The 25,796-nt window shown below is 67.0% G+C and carries 25 protein-coding genes, 1 tRNA gene and 1 riboswitch; of the genes, 13 read left to right on the forward strand and 13 right to left on the reverse strand.

What is annotated here, in order from left to right; translation table 11 throughout:
* Positions 1–2: 2 nt before the first annotated feature.
* The 5 genes from petB to ABNX41_RS06775 all read right to left on the reverse strand — a co-directional run bounded on the left by petB (position 3) and on the right by ABNX41_RS06775 (position 2,977).
* Positions 3–1,316 (reverse strand): cytochrome b, encoded by a 1,314-nt coding sequence (gene petB, locus ABNX41_RS06755; protein WP_438668962.1) that lies wholly within the window; start codon positions 1,314–1,316, stop codon positions 3–5.
* 11 nt (positions 1,317–1,327) lie between these two features.
* Positions 1,328–1,891, reverse strand: coding sequence for a ubiquinol-cytochrome c reductase iron-sulfur subunit (gene petA / locus ABNX41_RS06760; protein WP_438668963.1), 564 nt, complete (start codon positions 1,889–1,891; stop codon positions 1,328–1,330).
* 301 nt (positions 1,892–2,192) lie between these two features.
* A complete protein-coding gene (locus tag ABNX41_RS06765; protein WP_438668964.1) occupies positions 2,193–2,486 on the reverse strand; it encodes a hypothetical protein in 294 nt (97 codons plus the stop codon).
* 215 nt (positions 2,487–2,701) lie between these two features.
* Positions 2,702–2,827 carry a type B 50S ribosomal protein L36 gene (ykgO, locus tag ABNX41_RS06770; protein WP_202686358.1) on the reverse strand — a complete coding sequence of 42 codons (126 nt, stop codon included), beginning with the start codon at positions 2,825–2,827 and terminating at the stop codon, positions 2,702–2,704.
* Between the two features lie 75 nt (positions 2,828–2,902).
* Positions 2,903–2,977, reverse strand: a tRNA-Val gene (locus tag ABNX41_RS06775).
* Between the two features lie 235 nt (positions 2,978–3,212).
* On the opposite strand from ABNX41_RS06775, the gene ABNX41_RS06780 reads away from it, so the two are divergent.
* Positions 3,213–4,082: an N-formylglutamate amidohydrolase gene (locus tag ABNX41_RS06780; RefSeq protein ID WP_438668965.1), complete on the forward strand. Its 870-nt coding sequence runs from the start codon at positions 3,213–3,215 to the stop codon at positions 4,080–4,082.
* Between the two features lie 66 nt (positions 4,083–4,148).
* Here ABNX41_RS06780 and ABNX41_RS06785 read toward each other — a convergent pair whose 3' ends face one another.
* On the reverse strand, positions 4,149–4,463 hold the full coding sequence (locus tag ABNX41_RS06785) for an H-NS histone family protein (protein ID WP_438668966.1): 315 nt from the start codon (positions 4,461–4,463) through the stop codon (positions 4,149–4,151).
* Between the two features lie 70 nt (positions 4,464–4,533).
* Positions 4,534–5,088 carry an ActR/PrrA/RegA family redox response regulator transcription factor gene (locus ABNX41_RS06790; protein WP_438668967.1) on the reverse strand — a complete coding sequence of 185 codons (555 nt, stop codon included), beginning with the start codon at positions 5,086–5,088 and terminating at the stop codon, positions 4,534–4,536.
* A gap of 215 nt (positions 5,089–5,303) precedes the next feature.
* Here ABNX41_RS06790 and ABNX41_RS06795 point away from each other — a divergent pair, with 215 nt between their 5' ends.
* Positions 5,304–7,649: a DEAD/DEAH box helicase gene (locus ABNX41_RS06795; RefSeq protein ID WP_438669074.1), complete on the forward strand. Its 2,346-nt coding sequence runs from the start codon at positions 5,304–5,306 to the stop codon at positions 7,647–7,649.
* A gap of 396 nt (positions 7,650–8,045) precedes the next feature.
* Here the strand turns inward: ABNX41_RS06795 and pyrF are convergent, their stop codons facing one another.
* Positions 8,046–8,738, reverse strand: a complete 693-nt coding sequence (gene pyrF, locus ABNX41_RS06800; protein ID WP_438668968.1) for an orotidine-5'-phosphate decarboxylase — start codon at positions 8,736–8,738, stop codon at positions 8,046–8,048.
* A 135-nt stretch (positions 8,739–8,873) separates the two neighbouring features.
* On the opposite strand from pyrF, the gene ABNX41_RS06805 reads away from it, so the two are divergent.
* Positions 8,874–9,647 carry a hypothetical protein gene (locus tag ABNX41_RS06805; RefSeq protein ID WP_438668969.1) on the forward strand — a complete coding sequence of 258 codons (774 nt, stop codon included), beginning with the start codon at positions 8,874–8,876 and terminating at the stop codon, positions 9,645–9,647.
* Positions 9,648–9,683: 36 nt separating this feature from the next.
* Here the strand turns inward: ABNX41_RS06805 and ABNX41_RS06810 are convergent, their stop codons facing one another.
* Positions 9,684–10,175 (reverse strand): hypothetical protein, encoded by a 492-nt coding sequence (locus ABNX41_RS06810; RefSeq protein ID WP_438668970.1) that lies wholly within the window; start codon positions 10,173–10,175, stop codon positions 9,684–9,686.
* Between the two features lie 339 nt (positions 10,176–10,514).
* On the opposite strand from ABNX41_RS06810, the gene clpB reads away from it, so the two are divergent.
* The 4 genes from clpB (at position 10,515) to ABNX41_RS06830 (ending at position 17,211) form a co-directional block, all read left to right on the forward strand.
* Positions 10,515–13,130, forward strand: coding sequence for an ATP-dependent chaperone ClpB (gene clpB / locus ABNX41_RS06815; RefSeq protein ID WP_438668971.1), 2,616 nt, complete (start codon positions 10,515–10,517; stop codon positions 13,128–13,130).
* A 123-nt stretch (positions 13,131–13,253) separates the two neighbouring features.
* Positions 13,254–15,098 carry a DNA mismatch repair endonuclease MutL gene (gene mutL, locus ABNX41_RS06820; RefSeq protein WP_438668972.1) on the forward strand — a complete coding sequence of 615 codons (1,845 nt, stop codon included), beginning with the start codon at positions 13,254–13,256 and terminating at the stop codon, positions 15,096–15,098.
* The gene (locus ABNX41_RS06825) at positions 15,095–16,285 is read left to right on the forward strand and encodes a DNA recombination protein RmuC (RefSeq protein WP_438668973.1); all 1,191 of its coding nucleotides are present in this window, start codon (positions 15,095–15,097) and stop codon (positions 16,283–16,285) included. Before mutL ends, ABNX41_RS06825 begins: the two co-directional genes overlap by 4 nt.
* Entirely contained in the window at positions 16,282–17,211 is a 930-nt protein-coding gene (locus ABNX41_RS06830; RefSeq protein ID WP_438668974.1) for an alpha/beta hydrolase, read from the forward strand. The genes ABNX41_RS06825 and ABNX41_RS06830 overlap by 4 nt, the downstream gene beginning before the upstream one ends.
* Positions 17,212–17,228: 17 nt before the next feature.
* On the opposite strand, the gene ABNX41_RS06835 is transcribed toward ABNX41_RS06830, so the two are convergent.
* On the reverse strand, positions 17,229–18,686 hold the full coding sequence (locus ABNX41_RS06835; protein WP_438668975.1) for an aldehyde dehydrogenase family protein: 1,458 nt from the start codon (positions 18,684–18,686) through the stop codon (positions 17,229–17,231).
* A gap of 317 nt (positions 18,687–19,003) precedes the next feature.
* Between ABNX41_RS06835 and ABNX41_RS06840 the strand changes: the two genes are divergently transcribed.
* Positions 19,004–19,660 (forward strand): peroxiredoxin, encoded by a 657-nt coding sequence (locus ABNX41_RS06840; RefSeq protein WP_438668976.1) that lies wholly within the window; start codon positions 19,004–19,006, stop codon positions 19,658–19,660.
* Between the two features lie 65 nt (positions 19,661–19,725).
* Here the strand turns inward: ABNX41_RS06840 and ABNX41_RS06845 are convergent, their stop codons facing one another.
* Positions 19,726–20,421, reverse strand: a complete 696-nt coding sequence (locus ABNX41_RS06845) for a glutathione S-transferase N-terminal domain-containing protein (protein WP_438668977.1) — start codon at positions 20,419–20,421, stop codon at positions 19,726–19,728.
* A 159-nt stretch (positions 20,422–20,580) separates the two neighbouring features.
* On the opposite strand from ABNX41_RS06845, the gene mscL reads away from it, so the two are divergent.
* On the forward strand, positions 20,581–20,967 hold the full coding sequence (gene mscL / locus ABNX41_RS06850) for a large conductance mechanosensitive channel protein MscL (RefSeq protein WP_438668978.1): 387 nt from the start codon (positions 20,581–20,583) through the stop codon (positions 20,965–20,967).
* Positions 20,968–21,058: 91 nt separating this feature from the next.
* Positions 21,059–21,523 (forward strand): Lrp/AsnC family transcriptional regulator, encoded by a 465-nt coding sequence (locus ABNX41_RS06855; RefSeq protein WP_438668979.1) that lies wholly within the window; start codon positions 21,059–21,061, stop codon positions 21,521–21,523.
* Between the two features lie 144 nt (positions 21,524–21,667).
* Here ABNX41_RS06855 and rpsU read toward each other — a convergent pair whose 3' ends face one another.
* A complete protein-coding gene (rpsU, locus tag ABNX41_RS06860) occupies positions 21,668–21,874 on the reverse strand; it encodes a 30S ribosomal protein S21 (RefSeq protein WP_082400860.1) in 207 nt (68 codons plus the stop codon).
* 109 nt (positions 21,875–21,983) lie between these two features.
* On the opposite strand from rpsU, the gene ABNX41_RS06865 reads away from it, so the two are divergent.
* Positions 21,984–22,655, forward strand: coding sequence for a COQ9 family protein (locus ABNX41_RS06865; RefSeq protein WP_438668980.1), 672 nt, complete (start codon positions 21,984–21,986; stop codon positions 22,653–22,655).
* Positions 22,656–22,671: 16 nt separating this feature from the next.
* Complete coding sequence (locus ABNX41_RS06870) at positions 22,672–23,664, forward strand: NAD(P)H-quinone oxidoreductase (protein WP_438668981.1); 993 nt, start codon at positions 22,672–22,674, stop codon at positions 23,662–23,664.
* A gap of 87 nt (positions 23,665–23,751) precedes the next feature.
* Here ABNX41_RS06870 and ABNX41_RS06875 read toward each other — a convergent pair whose 3' ends face one another.
* Positions 23,752–24,399, reverse strand: coding sequence for a ribonuclease T2 family protein (locus tag ABNX41_RS06875; protein ID WP_438669075.1), 648 nt, complete (start codon positions 24,397–24,399; stop codon positions 23,752–23,754).
* A gap of 199 nt (positions 24,400–24,598) precedes the next feature.
* On the opposite strand from ABNX41_RS06875, the gene ABNX41_RS06880 reads away from it, so the two are divergent.
* Positions 24,599–25,339, forward strand: coding sequence for a DUF1013 domain-containing protein (locus tag ABNX41_RS06880; protein WP_438668982.1), 741 nt, complete (start codon positions 24,599–24,601; stop codon positions 25,337–25,339).
* A gap of 174 nt (positions 25,340–25,513) precedes the next feature.
* Positions 25,514–25,703, forward strand: a riboswitch (cobalamin riboswitch).
* The last annotated feature ends 93 nt before the right edge of the window (positions 25,704–25,796 follow it).

The raw sequence follows: 25,796 nt of genomic DNA on the forward strand, positions 1-25,796 counted from the left end.
CGTCACTCGGCGGCATGGGGGTAATGGGCCTTGAAGTCTTCCTCGATCGTCGCGGGCGTGGGCAGCGGCTTTTCGATGATGCCCAGTAGCGGAAGGATCACGAGGAAATAGCCGAACCAATAGGCCGCGCCGATCAGCGAGATCGAGGCATAGGGCTCTTCCGCGGGCATGGCACCGGCCCACATCAGCACGATGAAGTCGATGGCCAGCAGCCAATACCACCATTTGAACATCGGCCGGTAGCGGCCCGAGCGCACCGAGGAAGTGTCGAGCCAGGGCGCCAGCGCAAGGCACAGGATCGCGCCGAACATCGCCACCACGCCGAAGAACTTGGCGTCCACGATGCCGAAGGTGATCCATTCGACCGCGATCACCACCCAGACATCGGCGGTGAAGGCGCGCAGGATCGCGTAGAACGGCAGGAAATACCATTCCGGCACGATATGCGCGGGCGTCGCCAGCGGGTTTGCCTCGATATAGTTGTCGGGGTGGCCCAGGTAGTTCGGCATGAAGCCGACGATGGCGAAGAAGACGACAAGGATCACCGCCAGCGCGAACAGGTCCTTGATGACGTAGAAGGGCCAGAAGGGAACGGTGTCCTTTTCCGCCTCTTCCTTCGAGCCGCGCCGCACCTCGACCCCGGTGGGGTTGCCGTTGCCGACGTGGTGGAAGGCCCAGATATGCACGATCACCAGGCCCGCGATCACGAAGGGCAGCAGATAATGCAGCGAGAAGAAACGATTGAGCGTGGCATTGTCCACGGCGGGCCCGCCCAGAAGCCAGGTCTGGATCGCCTCGCCCACGCCGGGGATCGCGCCGAACAGGCCGGTGATCACGGTGGCGCCCCAGAAGGACATCTGGCCCCAAGGCAGCACATAGCCCATGAAGGCGGTGCCCATCATCAGAAGATAGATCAGCATGCCGATGATCCAGGTGACCTCGCGCGGTGCCTTATAGGAGCCGTAGTAGAGGCCGCGGAACATGTGCAGATAGACCGCGACGAAGAACAGCGACGCGCCGTTGGCGTGCAGGTAGCGGATCATCGTGCCGCCGTTCACGTTGCGCATGATGTGTTCGACGCTGGCGAAGGCCAGATCGACATGCGGGGTGTAATGCATCACGAGGATGATGCCCGTCACGATCTGAAGCGCCAGGCAGAAGGCCAGCACGATGCCCCAGATCCACATCCAGTTCAGGTTCTTGGGCGTGGGGATCATCAGGGTGTCATAGGCAAGCGCCACGATGGGCAGACGCTTGTGCAGCCATTTCTCGATACCCGTCTTGGGCACATAGGGGTCGTGGGGAATTCCGGCCATGTCTAGCTACCTCAGCCCAGAAGGATCGTCGTTTCATCGGTGAACTGGGCCACCGGAACTTCGAGGTTGCGGGGTGCCGGGCCTCTGCGGATGCGGCCCGAAGTGTCGTAATGCGATCCGTGGCAGGGGCAGAACCAGCCGCCGAAATCGCCGGCGCCATTGCCCAGGGGAACGCAGCCCAGGTGGGTGCAGACCCCCATCATCACCAGCCATTCGCCGGCTTCGTCCAGCGTGCGGTTGGCGTCGTCGCTGTTGGCGTCGGGTTTGGTGAAATTGTTCGAGGTGCGGTCGATCAGGTCCGAGGCGCTGTCATCGGCGCGGGCCTGGTCGATTTCCGCCTGGGTGCGACGGCGGATGAACACGGGCTTGCCGCGCCATTTGACCGTGAGCTGCGTGCCCACCTCGACACCCGACACATCGACGAAGATCGAGGCCAGCGCGCGGGTATCGGCGGAGGGGTTCATCTGGTTCACCAGCGGCCAGACGGCGGCTCCGGTGGCGACGACGCCCGCTCCTGCGGTGGCATAATACAGGAAATCGCGGCGTGTGCCTGCGTGGTCTTCTGCTTGGGACACGAGTTCCTCTCCCTGGCACGGCCGGACTTGCGGCCGGTTGAATAGCGGGGGCGGGCGGACAACCGCCTTCCATCTGTCTGACGCGGGTTTTAGACAACGGTTTCGTGATCGTCCAGCGGACAAACGGGCGCAGTGCCAAGGTTTCCGCTGACTGTTCCCCCGCTGCCGCGCCGAAAGGGCTGTGGCAGAGCGTCTCAGGCGGGCCCGCCGTCACGCCGGGCCGCCCGGTCCGACCGAGGGAATCGCCTGCGGCCCCCATATGCCGCCCCGGCGCGCGCGCCTTGCGATCCGGGTCCGCCGCTCAGGCCCGGCGGATGCGCAGCCGGGCCAGAAGGCCCGCGTCGATCTCCCATTCGTGGCCGCCAAGCCGCAGCCTCCGGCGCAGGCGCAGCGCCGCATTCGACTGCCGCGCCTCATCCGCGAGGTCGCGGGGGGAATGCAGCGCCAGCCCGTCTTGCAGGTCGTCCAGGGCATCCTCGGCGCGCTGGTCGGTCCGCCCAGCATGGCTTCGCCGCGCGAGCCAGAGGCTGGCGGCATATCCGGCGCAGGCGGCGGCGCCGATCCGCAGCGCCAGGGGCAGAAGGGGCAGGGCCATGGTCATTTCCTTTGGCGGTGCGACCCTTGCGAATCTAGGCGCGGTGCCCGGGGCTGTAAACGGATTTCGCCGCCGCCCGTGCGGCCCGATCTGGCATGATGATTCGCAGGCGTCAGCGGGCGGCGGATCCTGCGCCCGCGATGGCCAATGGAAAAGGCCGCCGGGAGAGATCTCCGCGACGGCCTTGACGCTGAATTCCGTTCGCTGGAAAGCGATCAGCCCTGACGGGCCTTGAAACGCTTCTGCGTCTTGTTGATCACATAGACGCGGCCCTTGCGGCGCACGACCTGGCAATCGCGATGACGCGTCTTCAGCGAGCGGAGCGAGTTCGCAACCTTCATGGATGCCTCCTTTTCCTTTCGCGGCGCATCGGCGCCATTGCAGACCTTTGCCTCCGGTTGCCCGGAAGCGGTGAATGGTGGGCGGTACTGGGATCGAACCAGTGGCCACTACGATGTCAACGTAGTGCTCTACCGCTGAGCTAACCGCCCCACCTCGCGCGTCGTCATCCCGGCTGCCCGCGTCCCCAAAAGGAAACGGACGCGGGCTGACCGCATCGGCGTGGGCGGGTCTATAGCCAGAGTCGGATCGGCCCGCAAGGGGGGTCTGCACTCTTCCCGGCCGTTTCGGCTTGATCCCCGGGCCGTTATGGCCAAAACAGGGGCAGGGGGCGGCTTTGCCCACGGCCCCGGATCCGCATTTTCCCCGCCCTGCGCGAGGTGGCCTGTGCCGCAAGAGATTTCCGAAGCCTATATCGTCCGTCGCCCGCCTCGGCAGACCGCCTCGGTGGTGTTTGCCTCGCCGCATTCCGGCACCGTCTACCCCGAGGATCTTCTGGCGCGCAGCCTGCTGGACCGCCGCCAGATCCGCTCGTCGGAGGACGCTTTCGTGGACCGGCTGTTCGACATGGCGCCGGATCATGGCGCGCCCTTGCTTTCGGCCCGGGCGCCGAGGGCCTATCTCGATCTCAATCGTGCGGTGGACGAACTCGACCCGGCGCTGATCGAGGGGATCGAGCGCGCCCCGCACAATCCGCGCATTTCCTCGGGCCTGGGGGTGATTCCGCGCGTCGTCGCCGGCGGGCGGGCGATCTATTCGGGCAAGCTGGCGCGGGCCGAGGCGGAAGAGCGGATCCGCCGGTTCTGGCATCCCTATCACGGCGCCCTGCGGCAATTGATCGAGGAAACCCGCGAGGCTTTCGGGATCGCGCTGCTGGTGGATTGCCATTCCATGCCGCATGAGGCGATCGGTTTCCAATCGCGTTCGGGCGGGCAGATGCCCGATATCGTTCTGGGCGACCGTTTCGGCGCGGCGGCGCGCGGCGATATCGTGGATCGGGTCGAGGCGGCTTTCGCGGCGACGGGATTGAAGGTCGGGCGCAATGCCCCATTCGCCGGCGCCTATATCACCCAGGCCTATGGCCGCCCCTCGCGCGGGGTCCATGTGGTGCAGGTGGAAATCGACCGCTCGCTTTACATGGATGAAACCCGGATCGAGCCGAGACCGGATTTCGAGGATTTCCGCCGTCTCATGGCGGGCGCCGTGGGGCGCATCGCGGATTCAATGCCGGAAGAAAGGCCTCTGGCGGCGGAATGACGCCCCAGGGCAGGGCATTGCGCCTGGATTGTGGCCCGGGCGTGAGGGGCCCGGGCCACATAGGGATCAGATCGCCAGGTCCTCGGCCGATTGCCCGGCCGCCAGCGCATCCGAGAACCATTGCGGCTTGCGCCCGCGCCCCGACCAGGTTTGCGAAGGATTGGCCGGATTTGCGTATTTCGCCGCCGAGGTCGAGCCTTTGCGCCCAACCGGCGCGCCGGTCAGTTCGGCAAGGGAAAAGCCAAGCTCGCGGGCTTTTTCCTCAAGTTCGGACAAGGCTTTTTGCTTGGCCCGATCTTCAAAGGTCAAAATGGCTTTTGCAACTTTGGATTGAAGGCTCTTCAACTCTTTAAGCGAGAGGTTGGTCAGATCGAACGACATCGCAGGTTTCCTTTGCGGAGATGATGGCGCCTTTCTAGGCAATCTCTTTGCAATCTGCAATCCGGGTCGTTTATTTCGGACTGCGCTTCGCCAGAATGCGTTGCAATGTCCGCCGGTGCATATTCAGGCGGCGCGCGGTTTCGGAAACATTGCGCTCGCACATTTCATAGACGCGCTGGATATGTTCCCATCTGACCCGATCCGCCGACATCGGATTTTCCGGCGGCGGCGGCAGGGATTCACCACGCGCAAGCAATGCATTGGTGACGTCATTGGCATCGGCGGGCTTTGAAAGATAATCGATCGCCCCGATCTTGACCGCGGCGACGGCGGTCGCGATCGCGCCATATCCGGTCAGCACCACGATGCGGCAATCGGGGCGGGTCTCGCGCAATGTCTCGACCACATCCAGCCCGTTGCCGTCCTCAAGCCGCAGATCGACCACGGCATAGGCGGGGGGGCGGGCCAGCGCGATCTCTTTGCCAGCCGCAACGCTTTCCGCCGTTTCCGGCTGGAAGCCGCGTTTTTCCATCGCCCGGGCCAGCCGCTTGACGAAGGATTCGTCGTCATCGACCAGAAGCAATGTGCGGTCCGGTCCCAGTTCGGCGGCAAGATCCTCGGCCATTCTTGATGTCCCTTGTTTTCCTTCGCAGGAAACTAGTGAGGATTGCGCGCAGGGTCAAACGCGCAGGGCCTATACAGAAAGCGCGAATGCGTGTATGGCCCCGCGATGGCCTGAAGCACCGCATCCCCCGCCGAGGCGGCAGGGTCGGGACGATGGGCCTTTTGACAATGGCTCATATCAGGGTGCGGCCAAGGCCCGCCCGGACAGGACAGATGATGGATATCGAACAGGTGGCCGGGCCGCTTCATGCGGCTTTGGCGGCGAAGGGCTATTCGGCCCTGACGCCGGTGCAGTCGGCGGTGCTGGCGGAAGAGGTGCGCGGGCGCGACCTGCTGGTCTCGGCCCAGACCGGATCGGGCAAGACGGTGGCCTTCGGCCTTGCCATGGCGCCCGAGGTGCTGGGGGGCGTGGAGGCGCTGCTTCCGGCCGAGCATCCGCAGGGCCTGGTGATCGCGCCGACGCGCGAGCTTGCGCTTCAGGTCCAGCGCGAATTCGAATGGCTCTATGCCGATGCGGTGGTCGCTTCCTGCGTGGGCGGCATGGACTACCGGACCGAGCGGCGCACCCTTGCGCGGGGGGCGCATCTGGTGGTGGGAACGCCGGGGCGGCTGCGCGACCATGTCGAGCGTGGCTCGCTTGATCTGTCCGAGCTCAAGGCGGTCGTGCTGGATGAGGCCGACGAAATGCTCGACATGGGCTTTGCCGAGGATCTGGAGTTTCTGCTGGGCTCCGCGCCCGAGGAAAAGCGGGTGCTGATGTTCTCGGCCACCGTGCCGAAGGAAATCGCCAGCCTCGCCGCGACCTATCAGAAGGATGCGCTGCGCATCGAGGTCAAGAGCGATGCCAAGCAGCATGCCGATATCGAATATCGCGCGATCTCGGTTTCCAATCGGGACAAGGAGCCCGCGATCTTCAACCTGCTGCGCTGGCACGATTCGCGGCTGGCCATCGTCTTCGCCAAGACCCGGGCCAATGTGAACCACCTGCATGCGCGGATGGTGAACCGGGGCTTTCCGGTGGTGGCGCTTTCGGGCGAACTGAGCCAGACCGAGCGTCTGCACGCGCTGCAAGCCCTGCGTGACGGGCGGGCGCGGGTCTGCATCGCCACCGATGTCGCCGCGCGCGGCATCGACCTGCCGGGGCTGGATCTGGTGATCCATGCCGATCTGCCGTCGAATTCCGAAACGCTTCTGCACCGTTCGGGCCGGACCGGCCGGGCCGGGCGCAAGGGCACTTCGGTCCTGGTCGTGCCGCAGGCCGAGTTCCGCAAGGCCAACCGGCTGCTTCAGGGCGCCAAGCTGGTCGTCGAATGGGGCAAGGCCCCCGGCGCCGACGAGGTGCAGGCGCGCGAGGATCGCCGTTTGATCGAGGATCCGGCGCTGACCGAGGCCCCGGGCGAGGAGGCCGCGATCGCCGCCGGCCTGCTTGAGGCCCATGGCGCCGATGCGGTCGCCGCCGCCTTCGTGCGGCTGTGGCGGGCGGGCCGCTCGGCCCCCGAGGAGTTGTCCGAGGACCTGCCGCCCCCGGCCGCCCTGCCGCAGCGCGAGCGTGGCGAGTTCGGCCCAGCGGTTTGGTATCGCCTGTCGGTCGGCCATACCGGCCGCGCCGAGGCGCGCTGGCTTTTGCCGAAGATCTGCGAGGCCGGGTCGATCGCGAAGGACGGCATCGGCGCGATCCGCGTCCAGCAGGAGGTGACCTTCGTCCAGATCGCCGAGCCGCTCGCGGGCCGCTTCGGCCAGATGGTCGAGATCGAGCCCGGGCTGGTGATGGAACGCCTTGACGAGGCGCCGGATTTCGCTCCGCCCGCCCGGGGCGGCGCGCGTGTGGGCGCCAAGGCCGAAGGCCGCGCGCCGCGCCGCGATGGCGCGAAGCCGCCCTATCAGCCCCGTCCCGCCCGCGTGGTCGAGGATGAGGCCGAAGCGCCGCGCAAGCCCCGTCCCCGGCACGAGGATGGCGAGGGCCCCCGGCTTTGGGGCGCGGGCGAAAGTGGCGCGCGCGCCGCCCGTCCCGCCGCACCGGGGCCGAAACCGACTTGGGATCCCGACCGAAAGCCCGCCCGCCCCGCCCGCGCGCATGCCGCCGAAGCGCGTGGCGAAGCCGGAGAGCGCAAGCCCTATCTCCGCCAAGGCGAAGACGCCGCTGCCGCCCGCAAGCCACGCGAGGACCGTGCTGCACGGGCCGACAAGCCGGTCTATAAATCCGCCGGTTTCCGCTCGCATGGCGGTGCAGAGGGCAAGCCCGCCCGCGCCTCCGGCTACAAGAGCCATTCGGCCGAGGCGGGCTTCAAGCGCCGCGATGATTTCGTCGCGCCGGGCGAAACCCGCAAGCCGCGGGCCGAACCCGGGGCCGAGGGGCGTGCACCCGCGCGCCGCGAAGGGGCCGGGCGGCCCGTCAAGCCCGAAGGGCGTAGCTGGGGCAGCAAGGCCCATGGCGTGAAGCCCGCAAGCGGCAAGCCGTCGGGCGCCAAACCGGCCCGGCCCGGCGCCAAACCGGCCGCGCCGCGTTCGGATGCCAAGGACACCTCCAAGCGCTTCGTGCCGCCGAAAAAGCCCAGGGGCTGAGCCCTTGCGCCGCGCTGGCCCTGCGGGGAAGCATTCTTAACGAGCGAGGCGGCGGGCTGGTTCCTGCCGCTTCGCCTTGGTTGAAATCTCCGTCGTCTTCGCTGTCGCCTCCGGGGGAGGCGCTCCGCGCGGGGATATTTGGGCCAAGATGAAGATGGATCGGGTTTCTGGATCGGGTCTCCCGCGGGGTTTGGTTCTTTCGTTATGCGAAGGATTATTCGGTGACGGGAGCGGTTCAGTCGACGGGGCGGCGAATGCCGGGGTTTCCTCGCGCCCTTCGTCGTCGCGAGGCAGATCGGCTCTCCGGTGAAGGGCGTTTTCAGGCGCTGGAAAGCGGTCCGTATCGGCCGGTTCCGCTGAAAGCGCCGCCCCGCCCGAACGGGGCCCGGGCAGGCGTCAACGCGGTGGAAGCTCGGCGATGATCGCGCGGGCGGCCTCGGCGGGGGATCGGGCTTGCCAGACCGGGCGGCCCACCACGATATGGTCCGCGCCATCCCGGATCGCCTGTGCCGGTGTGGCGACCCTTTTCTGATCGCCAAGCGCCGCGCCCGAGGGCCGCACGCCGGGGGTCACGATCAGCCTGCCCGCCGCCTGGGGCAGGGCGCGGATCAGCGCCGCCTCCTGCGGGCTGGCGATCACGCCATCGGCCCCGGCCTCCAGTGCCCGGGCGGCGCGTTCGCGGGTGATCTCGTGGATGTCGCCGGGCATGATCAGATTGGCATCCAGATCGGCGCGGTCGAGCGAGGTCAGCACCGTCACCGCCAGGATCTTCAGATCCGTCCCCGCGCGCCCTTCGGCCGCCGCCCGCACCACCTGCGGATCGCCATGCACGGTCAGGAAATCGAGCCCGAGCGCCGCGATCCCGCGCACGGCATTCTCGATGGTCTGGCCAATGTCGAAAAGCTTGAGGTCCAGGAACACGCGCTTGCCGTGCTGCTGCTTCAATTCCATCGCCAGCGCCAGGCCGCCCCCGGTCAGCATCCCCAGGCCGATCTTGTAGAAAGAGGCGGCCTCGCCGATGGTTTCGGCCAGTTTCAACGCGCCCAGCACATCGGGCAGGTCGAGGGCGACGATCAGGCGGTCATCCATCGGGGCCTCCATTCATGGATCTTTCGGGATTTCGCGGTCTCCTTAGGCGCGGCGCGGGCGGGGCGCAACTGCGTGTCGCGTTGACAGGGGAATGTTTCGGGGCGAGTCTCGAGCCGGAAGACGAAAGGGCGGGCCATGGAAATCACCATCACAGTCGACCGACCCGAGGACGGACCGGGCGCGGGCCCGATGCAGGTGGGCTGGTTCCTGACCTCGGACCGCAATGCGGTGCTGTTCGACCCGCCGGAACGGGTGCTGTTTCGCCAGACCAACAAGACCCATGCCAAAAGCGCCGGACGCTGCCCCGGGGTGGTCCAGTTGGAAAGCCGGTATTTCATGGTGAAATGCCCCTATGACCTGCATATCGGCTTTCGCCGCGACGAGAAGGGCAAGGCGGTGCTGGTCAATCGCGCGGGCAGCGCGAGCCCGGTGCGGGCCAACAAGCTCAACGAGGTCCTGACGTTGGTGAACGAGACGGAATGGCGCTACCCCGACCGTCCGACCATCCAGCTGTCGCTGCCCTATTGCTTCATCGCCGACGAGCTTATGTATGTGACCCAGCTTTCGGCATTCATGCATTACCGCGCCGATCCGCTGCCCGGCACGATCTTCGGCGGGCGCTTCCCGATCTCGGTCTGGCCCCGGCCGCTGATGTGGGCCTTCGAATGGCACGAGCCGGAGAAGGACATCGTGCTGCGGCGCGGCGAGCCGCTGTTCTACGTCCAGTTCGAGGGGATGGACCCCTCGCGCCCGGTGCAGGTGATCGAGGCCGAGCGCACGCCGGAGCTTGCCACCTATATGGAGCAGATCGGCGGGGCGGTGAATTACGTCAACCAGACCTTCGGGCTGTTCAAGGCCGCCGAGCGGTTGCGGCCGACAAGGCTGCTGACGCCCAGGGCACGGGGGTGAGGCGATGCCGCGCCATCCGGCGCGGCGTGCGGCCCTTCAGGCCGCGCGGAACGCCTCGTCGCCCGAGGGATCCGGCGACGGGTCCTGCGGCGTGTCTTCGGCCGCAAGGTGGTCCGGCGCGGATGCGGCGTGGAAATCCGGCGGCGGCAGGAAATGGTCCTGAAGGCTCAGGAACGGCGCCAGAAGGCGCGGATCGCCCCAGACCGAGACATGGATCTCGGGCGGGCCCGAGGTTGCCAGATGCTCGGGCGTCAACTGCACCACCCGAAGCCGCAACCCGACCCCTTCGGCCAGCGCCGGGGCCAGGATCGATTCGGCCAGCGGGCCCAGATGGCCCAGATAGGTCTCGCGCCAGGCGGGAATGAAGCCGAGGATCGGGCGGCGCACCCGCCCGACGATGCCGACCTTGCCCTGCGGCAGCAGCGTCGCGCGCACCGCATCCCCCATGCACAGGCGCGCGCGCCCGATATGGACGGCGATTCCCTCGACGGGGACCTGCGGCAGGATGGGTTCCAGTCTTTCGGCCATTTGCTCGTTCCTCTTTCCAGGCCTCTTTTGGCCGGGTCTCTTTTCGCGACAGGTTGCGCCGCCGGGGCCGGGGCGGCAAGGGGCGGCGGGCCGGGCCGGGGCAAAGCCGCCGAAACCGGGGCGCGCCTTCGGCGGAAATCCGATCACGCCCCGGGCGCGAACCTTGCGCGGACCTAAAGTGAGGGCTGCGGCGATTTGGCCGCACGGATCCTGACCGCCCGGGGGCGGCGAGGCTTGAACCCCGCCCGTCGCCGCCCCAGATATGCCCCAAGGCCGGTCGGGCCGCGCCTTTTCAGGGCGGCCCGGACAGACGGCGCTTGATGAAAAGGAGAATGCCCGATGAATTTGGAGAAATTCACGGAACGGTCGCGCGGATTCCTTCAGGCCGCCCAGACCATCGCGATGCGCGAAGGCCACCAGCGCGTGTTGCCCGACCATCTGCTGAAGGCCCTCATGGATGACGATCAGGGGCTGGCCTCGAACCTGATCCGCCGCGCGGGCGGCGCGCCCGAGCGGGTGGCCGAGGCGGTGGATGCCGCGCTTGCCAAATTGCCCAAGGTCAGCGGCGGCGACGGGCAGACCTATCTCGACCCCTCGCTCGCCCGGGTGCTGGACGAGGCCGAGCAGGTCGCGAAAAAGGCGGGCGACAGCTTTGTCCCGGTTGAGCGACTGCTGACCGCGCTTGCGCTGGTGAACACCCGCGCCAGGGATGCGCTGACGGCGGGGGCCGTGACGGCGCAGGGGTTGAACTCCGCGATCAACGACATCCGCAAGGGCCGGACCGCCGACAGCGCCTCTTCCGAGGATACGATGGAGGCCCTGAAGAAATATGCCCGCGACCTGACCGAGGCCGCCCGCGAAGGCAAGATCGACCCGATCATCGGCCGCGACGAAGAGATTCGCCGCGCCATGCAGGTGCTGTCGCGCCGCACCAAGAACAATCCCGTGCTGATCGGTGAGCCCGGCGTCGGCAAGACCGCCATCGCCGAGGGGCTTGCGCTGCGCATCGTCGACGGCGACGTGCCGGAATCCCTGCGCAACAAGAAGCTGATGGCGCTGGACATGGGCGCGCTGATCGCCGGGGCGAAATATCGCGGCGAATTCGAGGAGCGGCTGAAGGCCATCCTCAAGGAAATCGAGGCCGCCGCCGGTGAGATCGTGCTTTTCATCGACGAGCTTCACGTCCTGGTCGGCGCGGGCAAGACCGATGGCGCGATGGATGCGGCCAATCTGATCAAGCCCGCGCTGGCGCGGGGAGAGCTGCATTGCGTCGGTGCCACCACGCTGGACGAATATCGCAAATATATCGAGAAGGACGCGGCCCTGGCGCGGCGATTCCAGCCCGTTCTGGTCACCGAGCCGACGGTCGAGGACACGATCTCGATCCTGCGCGGCATCAAGGAGAAATACGAGCTTCACCACGGGGTCAAGATCTCGGATTCCGCGCTGGTCGCGGCGGCGCAGCTTTCGCATCGCTACATCACCGACCGCTTCCTGCCCGACAAGGCCATCGACCTTGTGGACGAGGCCGCGAGCCGCCTGCGGATGGAGGTGGACAGCAAGCCCGAAGAGCTTGACGCGCTGGATCGCCAGATCCTGCAACTGACCATCGAATCCGAGGCGCTCAAGAAAGAGGACGACGCGGCCTCGAAGGACCGGCTGGAAAAGCTGGAAAAGGAGCTTGCCGATCTCAGGGACAAATCCGCCGAACTGACCGCGAAATGGCAGTCCGAGCGCGACAGCCTGGAAAAGGCGCGCGACCTGAAAGAGCAACTCGACCGGGCCCGCGCCGAATTGGAACAGGCCAAGCGCGAGGGCCATTACCAGCGCGCGGGCGAGTTGCAATACGGCCGCATCCCCGAGCTGGAAAAGGCCCTGGGCGAAGCCGAGGGCCGAGAGGGCCAGGCCCTGGTCGCCGAATCGGTGCGGCCCGAGCAGATCGCCGAAGTGGTGGAGCGTTGGACCGGCATCCCGACCTCGAAAATGCTTGAGGGCGAGAAGGAAAAGCTGCTGCGCATGGAGGAAGAACTCGGCCGCCGCGTGATCGGCCAGCATCAGGCGGTCGAGGCGGTGTCGCGGGCCGTGCGCCGCGCGCGTGCCGGGCTCTCGGACGACAAGAAGCCGCTTGGCAGCTTCCTCTTCCTCGGCCCGACCGGGGTCGGCAAGACCGAGCTGACCAAGGCGCTTGCCGAATATCTCTTCGACGACGACGGGGCGATGGTTCGCATCGACATGTCGGAATTCATGGAGAAACATTCGGTCGCGCGGCTGATCGGCGCCCCTCCGGGCTATGTCGGCTATGACGAGGGGGGCGTGCTGACCGAAGCGGTGCGGCGCAGGCCCTATCAGGTCGTGCTGTTCGACGAGGTGGAAAAGGCCCATCCCGATGTGTTCAACGTGCTGTTACAGGTGCTGGACGACGGTCGCCTGACCGATGGCCATGGCCGGGTGGTGGATTTCAAGCAGACGCTGATCATCCTGACCTCGAACCTGGGCGCGCGGGCCCTGTCGGAACTGCCGGAAGGCGCCGATCCCGCCCCGGCGAAGGCCGAGGTGATGGAGGCAGTGCGGGCGCATTTCCGGCCAGAGTTCCTGAACCGCCTGGACGAGATGGTGATCTTCGACCGGCTGAACCGGGCGGATATGTCCGGGATCGTCGAGATCCAGCTTCGTAGGCTGGAAGAGCGGCTGGCCGCGCGCAAGATCACGCTGGAGCTTGACGATCAGGCCAGGGCCTGGCTTGCGGATGAGGGTTACGATCCGGTCTTCGGCGCCCGGCCGCTGAAACGGGTGATCCAGCGCCAGTTGCAGGACCCGCTGGCCGAGATGCTGCTGGCGGGCGATGTGCTGGACGGCATGACGCTTTCCGTCAGCGCGGGCCCCGACGGGCTGATCGTGGGCGACCGGGTGATCGCGTCGCGGCGCGAGCGGCCCGCCCAGGTGCCGCTGCACTGAGAGGCCGCAAGGCCATGCACTCCGAAAGGGCCGCCCGCTTGGCGGCCCTTTTCGCATCGGCGCCATGGGGCCTGCCTGCGTGGAGGCTTTCGCGACTCGACCGTCCCTGCTAGATATCGAAGCATGACACTCCATACCCCCAAGATAACGGGCGCGGATGGCCGCCCGGTGATCCGCCAACTGGACGAGGCCGCGATCAACCGCATCGCGGCGGGCGAGGTGGTGGAGCGTCCGGCCTCGGCGGTGAAGGAACTGGTGGAGAATGCGCTCGACGCCGACGCGGGCCGGATCCAGGTCGATTATACCGATGGCGGCAAGACGCTGATCCGGGTCACCGATGACGGCTGCGGCATGACGCCCGCGGATTTGCCGCTGGCGCTGTCGCGCCATGCCACCTCGAAGATCGACGGCTCGGATCTCCTGGACATCCGCTCCTTCGGCTTTCGCGGCGAGGCCTTGCCCAGCCTGGGCGCGGTGGGTCGGCTGGCGATCACCTCGCGCGTGGCCGGGCATGAGGCGGCACGGATCTCCTGTCATGGCGGGCGGATCGAGGGGCCGGTGCCCGCGGCGCTCACGCGCGGCACAGTGGTCGAATTGCGCGACCTGTTCCATGCCACGCCCGCGCGGCTGAAGTTCCTGCGCAGCGACCGGGCCGAGGCGCAGGCCATCAGTGAGGTGATCAGGCGCCTTGCCATGGCCGAGCCTTCGGTGGGCTTCACCCTGACCGAGGTCAAGGGCGAGGAGCGGCGGGTGATCCTGAGGCTCGACCCCGAGCCGGGCGATCTTTTCGACGCGCTGCACCGCAGGCTGGGGCGGCTGATCGGCGCCGATTTCGTCGCCAATGCGATGCGGATAGATGCCGCGCGCGACGGGCTGGGGCTGGCGGGCTACGCCGCGCTGCCGACCTATTCGCGGGGTTCCTCGGCGCAGCAATATCTGTTTGTGAACGGTCGTCCGGTTACCGACAGGCTGCTTCTGGGCGCGCTGCGGGCCGCCTATTTCGACGTGCTGTCGCGCGACCGCCACCCGGCGGCGGTGCTGAACCTGATTGTCGATCCCGAGCGGGTGGACGTGAATGTCCATCCCGCGAAGGCCGAGGTGCGGTTCCGCGAGCCGGATGCGGCGCGCTCGCTGATCATCACCGCGCTGCGTTCGGCGCTGACCGGGGCGGGGCATCGCGCCTCGACCACGGTGGCGGGAGAGACGCTCGCGGCCTTCCGTGCGCCGGGTTTCGCTCCCGCGCCGCCATCGCAGGCCGCGCTGGCCCAGGCCTTCGCCTTTCAATCGCCCGAGCCCGTCGCGCCAAGTCAGGGCTTTGCCGAATTTCCGCAGGCCCGCGTGGCCGAGCCGCAGGCGCAGCCTGTCGTCGAGGCCGGGCCGGTCCAGGATTTCCCGCTTGGGGCCGCCCGGGCGCAAATGCATGAAAACTGGATCATTTCCCAGACAAAAGACGGGATCGTCATCGTCGACCAGCATGCCGCGCATGAGCGTCTGGTCTATGAACGGCTCAAGCGCCAGATGGCCGAAAAGGGCATCGCGCGCCAGGCGCTGCTGATCCCCGAGATCGTCACCCTGTCGCCTTCGGATGCCGCGCTGCTGCTGTCGACCGCGCCGCAACTGGCCGAGGCCGGTCTGATCGTGGAGCCTTTCGGCGGCTCGGCGGTGGCGCTGACCGAAACGCCCGCCGTGCTGGGGGCGGTGAACGGCGCGGCGCTGCTGCGCGACATCCTTGATGAACTCGCCGACCAGGGCAGCAGCCATCTGACGCGGGCGAAGGTGGATGCGGTGCTGTCGCGCATGGCTTGCCATGGCTCGGTCCGCTCGGGTCGACAATTGCATGGCGAAGAGATGAACGCCCTGTTGCGCGAGATGGAGGTCACACCGAATTCGGGCCAGTGCAACCATGGCCGCCCGACCTGGGTCGAGCTGAAGCTGCACGATATCGAACGTCTGTTCGGAAGACGATGATCACGCTTTTCGGCGAAAGCTATCCGCTGACCGCGCCCGAGATCCTTCTGCCCGGGGGCGTCGTGCTGGGGCTGCTGGTTTTCCTGGCTCTGATCCTGCGCGCTTCGGGCCGGGCGGCGCGCGCCACCGCGCCGCTTCTGGCCGAGGTCGCCTGGATGGGGCGGCGGGTGCAGTCGTTGGCCGACGGGCAGGAGCGGCTTGCGGGCGGGCTGCATCATGTGTCCGAGGCCCAGGCGGTGGCGCAGGGCTCCATGCTCAAGCTGATGGAGGCCCGGCTGTCCGAGGTGCAGCGCCAGATGAACGAGGCGTTGCAGGGCACCTCGACCCGCACCGCCCGCAGCCTGGGCGAATTGCAGCAAAGGCTTGAGACCATAGACCGCGCCCAGGAAAAGATCGAAAAGCTGTCGGGCAATGTGCTTAGCCTTCAGGACATTCTTTCGAACAAGCAGACCCGGGGCGCCTTTGGCGAGATCCAGCTTCACGACATCGTCCAGAAGGCGCTGCCGAGCGATGCCTACAGGATGCAGGTGGTGCTTTCGAACGGGCGGCGCGCCGATTGCCTGATCCATCTGCCGAATCCGCCCGGCCCGATCGTGATCGACGCGAAATTCCCGCTGGAGGCCTATGAGGCCCTGCGCCGCGCGGATACGCCGCGCCTGGCCCAGGAGGCGGCGACCCAGTTGAAGGCGGCGGTGCGCGCCCATATCCGCGCGATCTCGGACCGCTATATCATCGAGGGCGAAACCGCGGATGGCGCCTTGATGTTCCTGCCCTCCGAGGCGGTCTATGCCGAATTGCACGCCAATTTCCCCGAAACCGTGCGTGAAGGCTTCGCGGCCAAGGTCTGGATCGTGTCGCCGACCACCTGCATGGCGACGCTGAACACGATGCGTGCGGTCTTGAAGGATGCCAGGATGCGCGAGCAGGCTGGCGCGATCCGCAAGGAGCTTGCGCTGCTTTATGGCGATGTCGAGCGGCTTGGCGCGCGGGTGGACAATCTGGGTCGCCATTTCGGCCAGGCGGCGAAGGATATCGAAGAGATCCGCATCTCGTCCGACAAGGCGACGAAACGGGCGCGCAGACTGGACAATTTCGATTTCGAGGAGTTGGCACCCGACGAGTTGGCACCCGAGGAACTGTCGCCGATGCTTCCGGGGCAGGGCGTCGTACCGGATGCGCAGCGATGAGGGCTGGGCTTCTTGCCGCGCTTCTGTCGGCCGCCGCGCCGCTCGCGGTGGCGCAGGAGGTTCGGATCCCCGGTCCGGAAGGGCCGCTCTCGGGTTTCGTGCAGGCTGCCCCAGGGGCGCGGCATGTCCTTGTCATCGTGCCGGGTTCGGGCCCGACCGATCGCGACGGCAACGGGCCGCTGCTGCGCTCGGACAGCTATCGGCTGCTGGCCGAGGGGCTGGCCGGGGCGGGGATCGCAAGCCTGCGGATCGACAAGCGCGGCATGTTCGGCAGCCATGCCGCGATCGGGGATGCCAATGCGGTGACCCTGGCCGATTACGCCGCGGATGCCCGGGCCTGGGTGGCCGAGGCCCGGGCGGTCGCGCCCTGCGTCTGGCTGGCCGGGCATTCCGAGGGTGGGCTGGTCTCGCTTCTGGCGGCGCAACCCGCGCCCGAGGGGCTTTGCGGCGTGATCCTGCTGGCCGCGCCGGGTCGCAGGGTGGGGCAGTTGATGCTGGAGCAGGCGGCCTCGAATCCCGCCGCCTTCCTGTTCATGCGCGAGATGCGCGAGATCGTCGCGGCGCTTGAGGCGGGCGAAACCCGCGACCCGGCGATGATCTCGCCCTTTCTGGCGCCGCTTTTCCCGGCGGCGGTCCAGCCCTTCCTGATCGACGTCTTCCGCCATGACCCGGCGGTTCTGGCGGCGGGCTGGACCGGGCCCGCGCTGATCGTGCAGGGCGAGCGCGACATCCAGGTGACCGGGCGCGACGCCGCGATCCTGGCCGGGGCGATGCCGCAGGCGCGGCGGGTGGATCTGCCCGGGGCCGGTCACATGTTCAAGCCCGACCAGCCCGGCAACCCGATGGCGGGCTATGTCGATCCGGGCCTCGCGCTCGACCCCGGGCTGGTTCCGGCGATCAGGGATTTCCTGACCGCGCAGGAGTGATTGCACGGGCCGCGGGTTTATTCCCGACCTTCGGAAAGGGTGAAATCCCAGCCCGAGATGCCCTTGGGTTCAAGGAATTCCTCGATCCCCCAGATCCCGCCTTCGCGTGCGCGGCCCGATTGCTTGATGCCGCCGAAGAAGGCACCCGCGCCCCGCGACCAGCCGTTCATTTCGACCATGCCGGATTGCAACTGCCGCGCCAGCCTGTTCGCCCGCGCCTGATCGCCGGTCTGGACGTAGTTCGTCAGTCCGTAGGGCGTGTCATTGGCGATGGCGACAGCCTCTTCCTCGGTCTCGAAGGGGATGATCGACAGCACCGGGCCGAAGATCTCCTCGCGCTCGATGGTCATGCCGGGCTTCACATCGGCGAAGACCGTGGGCTTGACGTAGAAGCCGCGATTGAACCCCTCGGGCAGGCCGGGGCCGCCCGCGACAAGGCGCGCGCCCTCGTCGATCCCCTTCTGGATATAGCCCTGGATCTGGTCCCACTGGCGCTTGTTCACCACCGGGCCGATATGGTCGCCGGGCGCGTCGGCCGGGCCGACCTTGATCCCTTGCGCAAGCTCGGCGGCGCGGGCGACGGTCTGGTCGTAGACCGGCCGCTCGACCAGAAGGCGCGAGGGCGCGTTGCACGATTGCCCGGTGTTCTCCATCATCCGCAGGACCGAGCGTTCCACCGCCTTTTCGTCGGCATCGGCGAACAGCAGGTTGGCGCCCTTGCCGCCCAGTTCCAGCACCACACGCTTGAGCGTGCCGACCGCCGCCGCCGAGATCGCCTTCCCGGCGCGGGTCGAGCCGGTGAAGGAGATCATCTGCACGTCGGGATGGGTGGAAAGCTGCGTTCCCACCCCTGCGCCGTCACCGTTCACAAGGTTGAAGACGCCGGGCGGGATGCCTGCGTCATGGCAGAATTCCGCGAACATCATCGCGTCCAGCGGCGCTTCCTCCGAGGGTTTCATGACGCAGGTGCATCCGGCGAGCATGGCCGGAATCGCCTTCAGCGCGACCTGGTTCACCGGCCAGTTCCAGGGCGTGATCAGGCCGACGACGCCGATCGGCTCCATCGCCACGGCGGATCGCGGTGCCTGCGGGCCCAGGGGGCGGACCCATTCGATCTGCTCGAAGGCCTTGAGGAAATTGCCGGTGTGCCAGGGCAGGCAACTGGCCTGTTCGGCCAAGGCGAAGTCGATGGGCGCGCCCATCTCAAGCGAGATCGCTTCGGCGAATTCCTGCTTGCGGGCCTCATACTGATCGAGGATCGCGGCAACCTTGCGCGCGCGTTCGGCCGGGGGCGTAGCGGCCCAGCCCGGGCCCGCCGCCTTCGCCGCCGCCACCGCGCGGTCGGTATCGGCCTGATCGCCAAGCGAGATCACCGCGCAGGCCTCTTCGTTCGAAGGGTTGATCACATCGTGATCGCGCGGTTTCGCGGGCGCGACCCATTGGCCGTCGATGTAGAAATCTCGTTTGATGCGCATCGGCTCCTCCGGGAATCCTGCTGGAATTTGATCAGATTTTGCGCCCCCCCGCCCGCGGGCGCAAGCCGGGTTGCGACGCATTGGCAAGACTTTCGCGCCACACGCCTCAAGAGGTGCGGCGGCGCGGGCCGGACGAAATCTTCCCGGATCCGAAGCCCCGCCGGAACGCCGCCCGTCTCTTTCCGGGGTTTTCGGGAACAGGTTTCTATTTTGAACCGCCCGCGCCCATGGGGGATGAAATATCCGTCCCTTTGGCATAGATCTTGCGCAGGAGAGCCACGACCACCGGCCCCCGCAGGTTTCCAAGGAGTTTTCCGATGTCCATCCGCATCAACGACACCGCCCCCGATTTCACCGCCGAATCCACCGCTGGAACGATTCGCTTCCATGAGTGGCTGGGCGACAGCTATGGCATCATCTTCAGCCATCCGCGCGATTTCACCCCGGTCTGCACCACCGAATTCGGCGCCGTGGCCCAGCTTGCCCCGGAATTCGTCAAACGCAACACCAAGGTCATCGGCGTCTCGGTCGATTCGGTGCAGGACCATAAGAAATGGAAGCGCGATATCGAGGCTTTCGGCGGCGCCCCCGCCGATTTCCCGATCATCGACGACACCTCGTTGAGCGTCGCCAAGGCCTATGACATGCTGCCTGCGGAATATTACCTGCCCTCGGACGGCCGGACGCCCGCGCATTCGGCTACCGTGCGTTCGGTCTATGTCATCGGGCCCGACAAGAAGGTGCGGCTGACCCTGACCTATCCGATGTCGATCGGGCGCAACTTCGCCGAGATCCTGCGCGTGCTCGATGCCGTGCGGCTGACCGATGGCGTGCCGCTGGCGACGCCCGCTAACTGGGCGCCCGGTCAGGACGTGATCGTCGCCCTGTCGCTGAACAACGAGCAGGCGGCCGAGAAGTACGGCGATCTGGACATCAAGCTGCCCTATCTGCGCTTCGCCAAACAGCCGGGCTGAAGAAGACGAAAGGGCGCCCGCGTGGCGCCCTTTCCATTCCGGTCGCAGGTCCGGTCGCGGGGCTGTCAGCCGTTCGAGGGGATCTTCAGCCCGCGCTGCACCGCCGGACGCGCGAGGAACCGCTCAAGATAGGGGCCGAGGTTCTTGCGATCCGCCCATCCGGTGATGTCGCCCGCCTTGTAGAAGCCGGTCAGCGTGTTCAGCCAGGGGCCGATGGCCATGTCGGCGATGGAATATTCCCCCGCGATCCAGTCGCGGCCTTCAAGTGCGCCGTCGAGCACTTTCAAAAGCCGCTCGGCCTCGGCCCGGTAGCGTTCCTTGGGGCGCGGATCCTCGATCTCCTTCCCGGCGAAGGCGTGGAAGAAGCCAAGCTGGCCCAGCATCGGGCCCAGCCCGCCCATCTGCCACATCAGCCACTGGATCACCTCCCAGCGGTTGGCCTCAGGCAGGAAGCGGCCGGTCTTCTCGGCCAGATAGATCAGGATCGCGCCGGTCTCGAACAGGGCCAGCGGCTTGCCGCCCGGCCCGTTGGGGTCGATGATCGCGGGGATCTTGTTGTTGGGGTTGAGCGACAGGAACTCGGGCGTGAACTGGTCGTTGGTGGCGAAGCTGACCAGATGGGCGTCATAGGCCAGCCCGGTTTCCTCCAGCATGGTCGAGACCTTGATCCCGTTCGGCGTGGCCAGCGAATAAAGCTGGATCGCGTCGGGATGGACGGGCGGCCAGCGTCGGGTGATGGGGAAATCGGCAAGTCCGGTCATTTCCGTGCTCCTGGGATGTGTGCTACCCAGATAGGCGAAAATTCCCCGTGGGTAAGCCCCCCAAACTGTGCAATAGTCGCCACGCGCCTGTGCAGGCGGGCGGAACAGTCGAAATCGGGAAATGACCCGGCAACGTCCGGGCAACAAGGGAACAGTGAAATGCTCAATGAGTTCAAGGCATTCATCGCCAGGGGCAATGTCCTTGACATGGCCGTCGGGATCATCATCGGCGCGGCCTTCACAGCCATCGTCACCTCGCTGGTCGACGATCTGGTCAACCCGCTGATCGGGCTTGTCGTCGGCGGGATCGACTTTTCGGGGCTGAGTGTCGGCCTGGGCGAAGCGCAGTTCATGTATGGCAATTTCATTAACGCGATCATCAAGTTCCTGATCATCGCATGGGTGGTGTTCTTGCTTGTGAAGGCGGTGAACCGCGCCAGCGGATTGGGCCGTAAGGCCGAAGAGCCCGCGCCCGAGGCGCCCGCCGCGCCGACCGAGGTCGAGGTGCTTCAGCAGATCCTGACCGAACTGCGCGCCAAGCCCTGAGCCAGGCCGCAGGACCGCCCGGCCTGGCTCAGGGCGGTCCTTGCCATCGGGGCCGCGCGCCCCCCGCCCCAGCAGCAGACCGAGGACCGACATGGAGACGGAGCTTGACGCCACGGACCGCCGGATCCTTGGCGTCCTGCAAAAAGAGGGCCGGATTACCAACGCCGAACTCGCCGAGCGTGTCCATCTTTCCGCCTCGGCCTGCCACAGGCGGATGCAGCGGCTTGAGGCCGAGGGCTATATCGCCGCCTATGTCGCGCTTCTGGATGCGCGTCGGCTGGGGCTTTCGACTACCGTCTTCGTCGAGATCACCCTGGAGGGCCAGGCGGAAGAGACGCTGGACGCCTTCGAGCGCGAGGTCGCCAAGGTTCCCGACCTGCTGGAATGCCATCTGACGGCGGGGACGGCGGATTACCTGCTGAAGATCATGGCCCGCGACACCGAGGATTTCGCCCGCATCCACCGCCGCTTCCTGTCGCGCCTGCCCGGCGTTGCCAAGATGCAGTCGAGCTTTTCGCTGCGCACTGTGGTGCGAACCACGGCGCTGTCGGTCTGAATGCCTTGCCGTCTCCTCGCCCGTGCAAAGGCGCGAAAAAGCAAAACCCCCGGGCCTGGGGCGTCGGGGGTTCCACCTGATCGGGCCGTTTCCGGCCCCAGAGTCGCTTGAACGCCTGAAGCCACGCGAAAGCGTGGCGAAATCTCAGAGCGCGCCTTCGCGTTGGGCCTTTTTGCGAGCGAGTTTACGGGCGCGGCGGATTGCCTCGGCCTGTTCGCGCGCCTTCTTGACCGACGGCTTCTCGAAATGCTGCTTGAGCTTCATTTCGCGGAAGACGCCTTCGCGCTGAAGTTTCTTCTTCAGGGCCCGAAGGGCCTGTTCGACGTTGTTGTCGCGGACGCTGACCTGCATGTGGTTGTCACCACCTTCCTAAGCTAGAGTTGCACTGATGTGCAGGCGCGCGCCATATAACAAGCCGGGGCGGGTCTGTCCACCTCTGCGAAACCCGGGGGAAACTGCGATGGAAGAGCGCGAGGCGAAAGAAAGACTGCTGGAGGCGGTGCTGGGCCATGTGCCCTTCGACGGCTGGTCGGAGACGAGCTTTGCCGCCGCGATCGCCGATTCGGGCGTGGCGCCGGGGCTGGCGCGGGCGCTTTTCCCGCGCGGCGGGCTGGATCTGGCGCTGGCCTGGCATCGGGCGGGTGACGCCGAGATGGCGCGGCGGCTGGCGGCCGAGGATCTGTCGGGCCTGCGTTTCCGCGACCGGGTGGCGCGGGCGGTGCTCTTGCGGCTTGAGCTTGCCGACCGCGAGGCGGTGCGGCGCGGCACCGCGCTTTTCGCCCTGCCGCAGAACGCTGGCGTTGGCGCGGGCGCGCTTTGGGGCACGGCGGATGCGATCTGGACCGCGCTCGGCGACAGGTCGGACGATCTGAACTGGTATTCCGAGCGCGCCTCGCTGGCGGCGGTCCATGGCGCGACCGTGCTTTACTGGCTGGGCGACGACAGTCCCGGCCATGCCGCGACCCGCGACTTCCTCGATCGCCGGATCGAGGGCGTGATGCGCTTCGAGAAGCTGAAGGCGGGGCTGGCGGAGAATCCGCTGGGGCGGATGCTGGCGGCGGGGCCGCTGAAGTTCCTGGGCCGGATCCGCCCGCCCGCGCGGCCCGAGGGCTTTCCCGGCAGAAATTCCTGATCGAAAAGGCCAAGACATGAAGCTTTCCCATTCCATGCTGGCGATGGAGATCGTCGCGCCCGGTGGCCCGGATGTGCTGCAACCGGCCATGGTGCCGGTGCCGATGCCCGCCCATGGCCAGATCGTCATCCGCGTGGCCTGGGCCGGGGTGAACCGGCCCGACGCGCTGCAACGCGCCGGGGCCTATGCGCCGCCGCCCGACGCCTCGCCCCTGCCGGGGCTGGAATGCTCGGGCACCGTGGTCGAGGTCGGGCCGGGGGTGGCGCGCTGGCGGATCGGCGACCGGGTCTGCGCCCTGCTGCCGGGCGGCGGCTATGCCGAATACGCCATCTGCCACGAGGCCCATGCCCTGCCGGTGCCCGAGGGGATGGACCTGCGCGAGGCCGCCTGCCTGCCCGAAACCTGTTTCACGGTCTGGTCGAACATCGTCATGCGCGGCGGGCTGCGGGCGGGCGAGAAATTCCTGGTCCACGGCGGCAGCTCGGGCATCGGCACGACGGCGATCCAGATCGCCCGGGCGCTTGGCGCGCGGGTCTTCGCCACCGCCGGATCGGACGAGAAATGCCGCGCCTGCGAGGATCTGGGCGCCGAGCGGGCCTTCAACTACCGCGAGGCCGATTTCGTGGCCGAAATGCGCGCCCTGGGGGGCGCGGACCTGATCCTCGACATGGTGGGGGGCGATTACATCAAGCGCAACGTCAAGGCCCTGGCCGACGACGGGCGGCTGGTGCAGATCGCCTTCCTGCAGGGCGCCCGCGCGGAACTGGCGTTCTCCGAGGTGATGATGCGGCGCCTGACCATCACCGGATCGACGCTTCGCCCGCAAAGCGAGGCTGCCAAGGCCCGCATCCGCGCCGAGGTCGAGCGCGAGGTCTGGCCGATGATCGCCAAAGGTGCCTTCCGCGTGGTGATCGACAGCGAATTCCCGCTGCGCGAGGCGCCCGCCGCGCATGAGCGGATGGAGGGATCGGGCCATATCGGCAAGATCGTCCTCAAGGTCGCGGAGTAGGGCGCGGCCCTCGGGTCGAGGGCACGCGGGCTGGCCGACCCGCGCCGGGGGGGATCCGGGGTCGAAGGCGGTTGCGGCCGGGCGGGTTCAGCGCACCGCTTCCAGCACCGCATCCTTCAGCGTGCAGTCGCGGATGGTGTCGGCGCCGCAGCGGCGGGGCTCCAGATCCTTGGTCAGGCAGACCCGCACCTCCTGGATCATGCCCGATTTGCATGTGACGGTGACCTGGTCGCGGCGCAGATGCGGATTGCTTTCCAGGAAGGCGCCCTCGATCACCTCTGCCGGGACGTTCAGCGTCTTCACCATCCGGGCGAAGACCGGCGGGATGGTCACGCTTTCATAGGCCTCGCGCGAGGTCCGGTAATATTCCGCCGCCGACAGGCCCGAGCAGCGGCCATGCTTGCGCCACTGGTAGAAGGCAAGGCCCGAGCCGCCCATGATATCGGCCATCTCGCCGGATTCGCGCCGCGAGGGGTCGCGCTCGGTCGTGCGGCAGAACGAGGGCCAGCCCCGTTCGTTCTGCGGCCAGAGCCCGTGCAGGACGAAGGTCAGCCCCCGGCCCGGATCGCATTGCGGATCGCGCCGGTCGTCGCCTTCCAGCGCGCACCAGGCCGAGGACCAGGACAGGGACATGACGTAATAGTCGAAATCCCCCGCCCGCTCGCCCTCGGCGCGGGCGGGAGAGAGGGGGGCAATCGCAAGGGCAAGGGCGGTCGCAAGAGCGGGCGCGCGCATCAATTCCACTTTCCCTTCCTGTGCAAAGGCGGTATATCGGGCACAATTCCCCGCATCGGAGAACGCGAGCCCAAGGTTCGCAGCCGTTTTCCCGGCACGGGAGAGATTTGTAAAGACCCGGGACCCGGTCGTTTCGCCAGGGCCGGGGCGACAGTGACATGAGCCGCCGCGACAGCGGCGGAAGCAGAAGGGAAGCCTGATGACAAAGCCGATCATGGCCCGCGCGACCGCCGTCTGGCTGGTGGACAACACAACGCTCACCTTCAGGCAGATCGCCGATTTCTGCGGCATGCATGAGCTTGAGGTGCAGGGCATCGCCGATGGCGATGTGGCGGGCGGCGTAAAGGGCTTCGACCCGATCGCCAACAGCCAGCTTGACCAGGTCGAGATCGACCGGGGCGAGAAGGATCCGCTCTACCGCCTCAAGCTCAAGCACAACCCCAATGCGGCGGGCGAGGAAAAGCGGCGCGGCCCGCGCTATACCCCGCTTTCCAAGCGCCAGGACCGCCCGGCGGCGATCCTGTGGCTGGTGAAGTTCCATCCCGAACTGCCCGATGGCGCCATCGGGAAGCTGGTCGGCACCACCAAGCCGACGATCCAGTCCATCCGCGAACGGACGCATTGGAACATCCAGAACATCACCCCGATCGACCCGGTGGCGCTTGGCCTGTGCAAGCAGTCGGAACTGGATGCCGCCGTGCAGGTCGCGGCGCGGCGCAAGGCCGCCGAAGGCGGCGTCATGTCGGATGACGAGCGGCGCAAGCTGGTCTCGACCGAGCAGAGCCTGGGCATGGCGCCCGAGCCGAAGATCCCCGAGGGACTAGAGGTCTTCGGATCGGAAGAGGCCGAGGAGAAGCAGCCTTCGGACTTCTCGGATGCGGAAAGCTTCTTCAACCTGCCCTCGGGCGGCCAGGATGACGAGGACGAAGAGGATCGCTGATCCGCACCTTTATATCCCCACCGGAACCGCCAGCGCGCGCCGAGAGGCGCGCGTTTTGCGTCTCATGCGCCCGTTCTTCGGGCAGCTTGTTGCATCTTGGGCGCTGTTTTCCGCAAGTGGCAGGAGGCTGGCGGGAAGACGACCACCAGATATTGACAGCGTGCATTGAACGGGGGCAAATGATGGTGTTCCGGTGCTCTTGAGGAGACTCAGGGTGAAGATGGGAAGTCGGCGTGAATCCGGCGCTGCCCCCGCAACTGTGAGCGGTAAGCGAAGCTGAAATGTCACCGGGTCGGGACGCCCGGGAAGGCCAGCCAAGCCGTGACCCGCAAGTCAGGAGACCTGCCGGAACGCAGATGACGAAACCGTGCGGCGGGCACGGGAAGCCTTTGTTCGGGCTGGCCTTCGGCTGGCCCTGCGGGTCTGTGTCCGCTTGTGCCAAAAAACCTATCGGGGA

It is taken from the genome of Pseudogemmobacter sonorensis (assembly GCF_042762395.1).
Taxonomy (GTDB): domain Bacteria; phylum Pseudomonadota; class Alphaproteobacteria; order Rhodobacterales; family Rhodobacteraceae; genus Pseudogemmobacter; species Pseudogemmobacter sonorensis.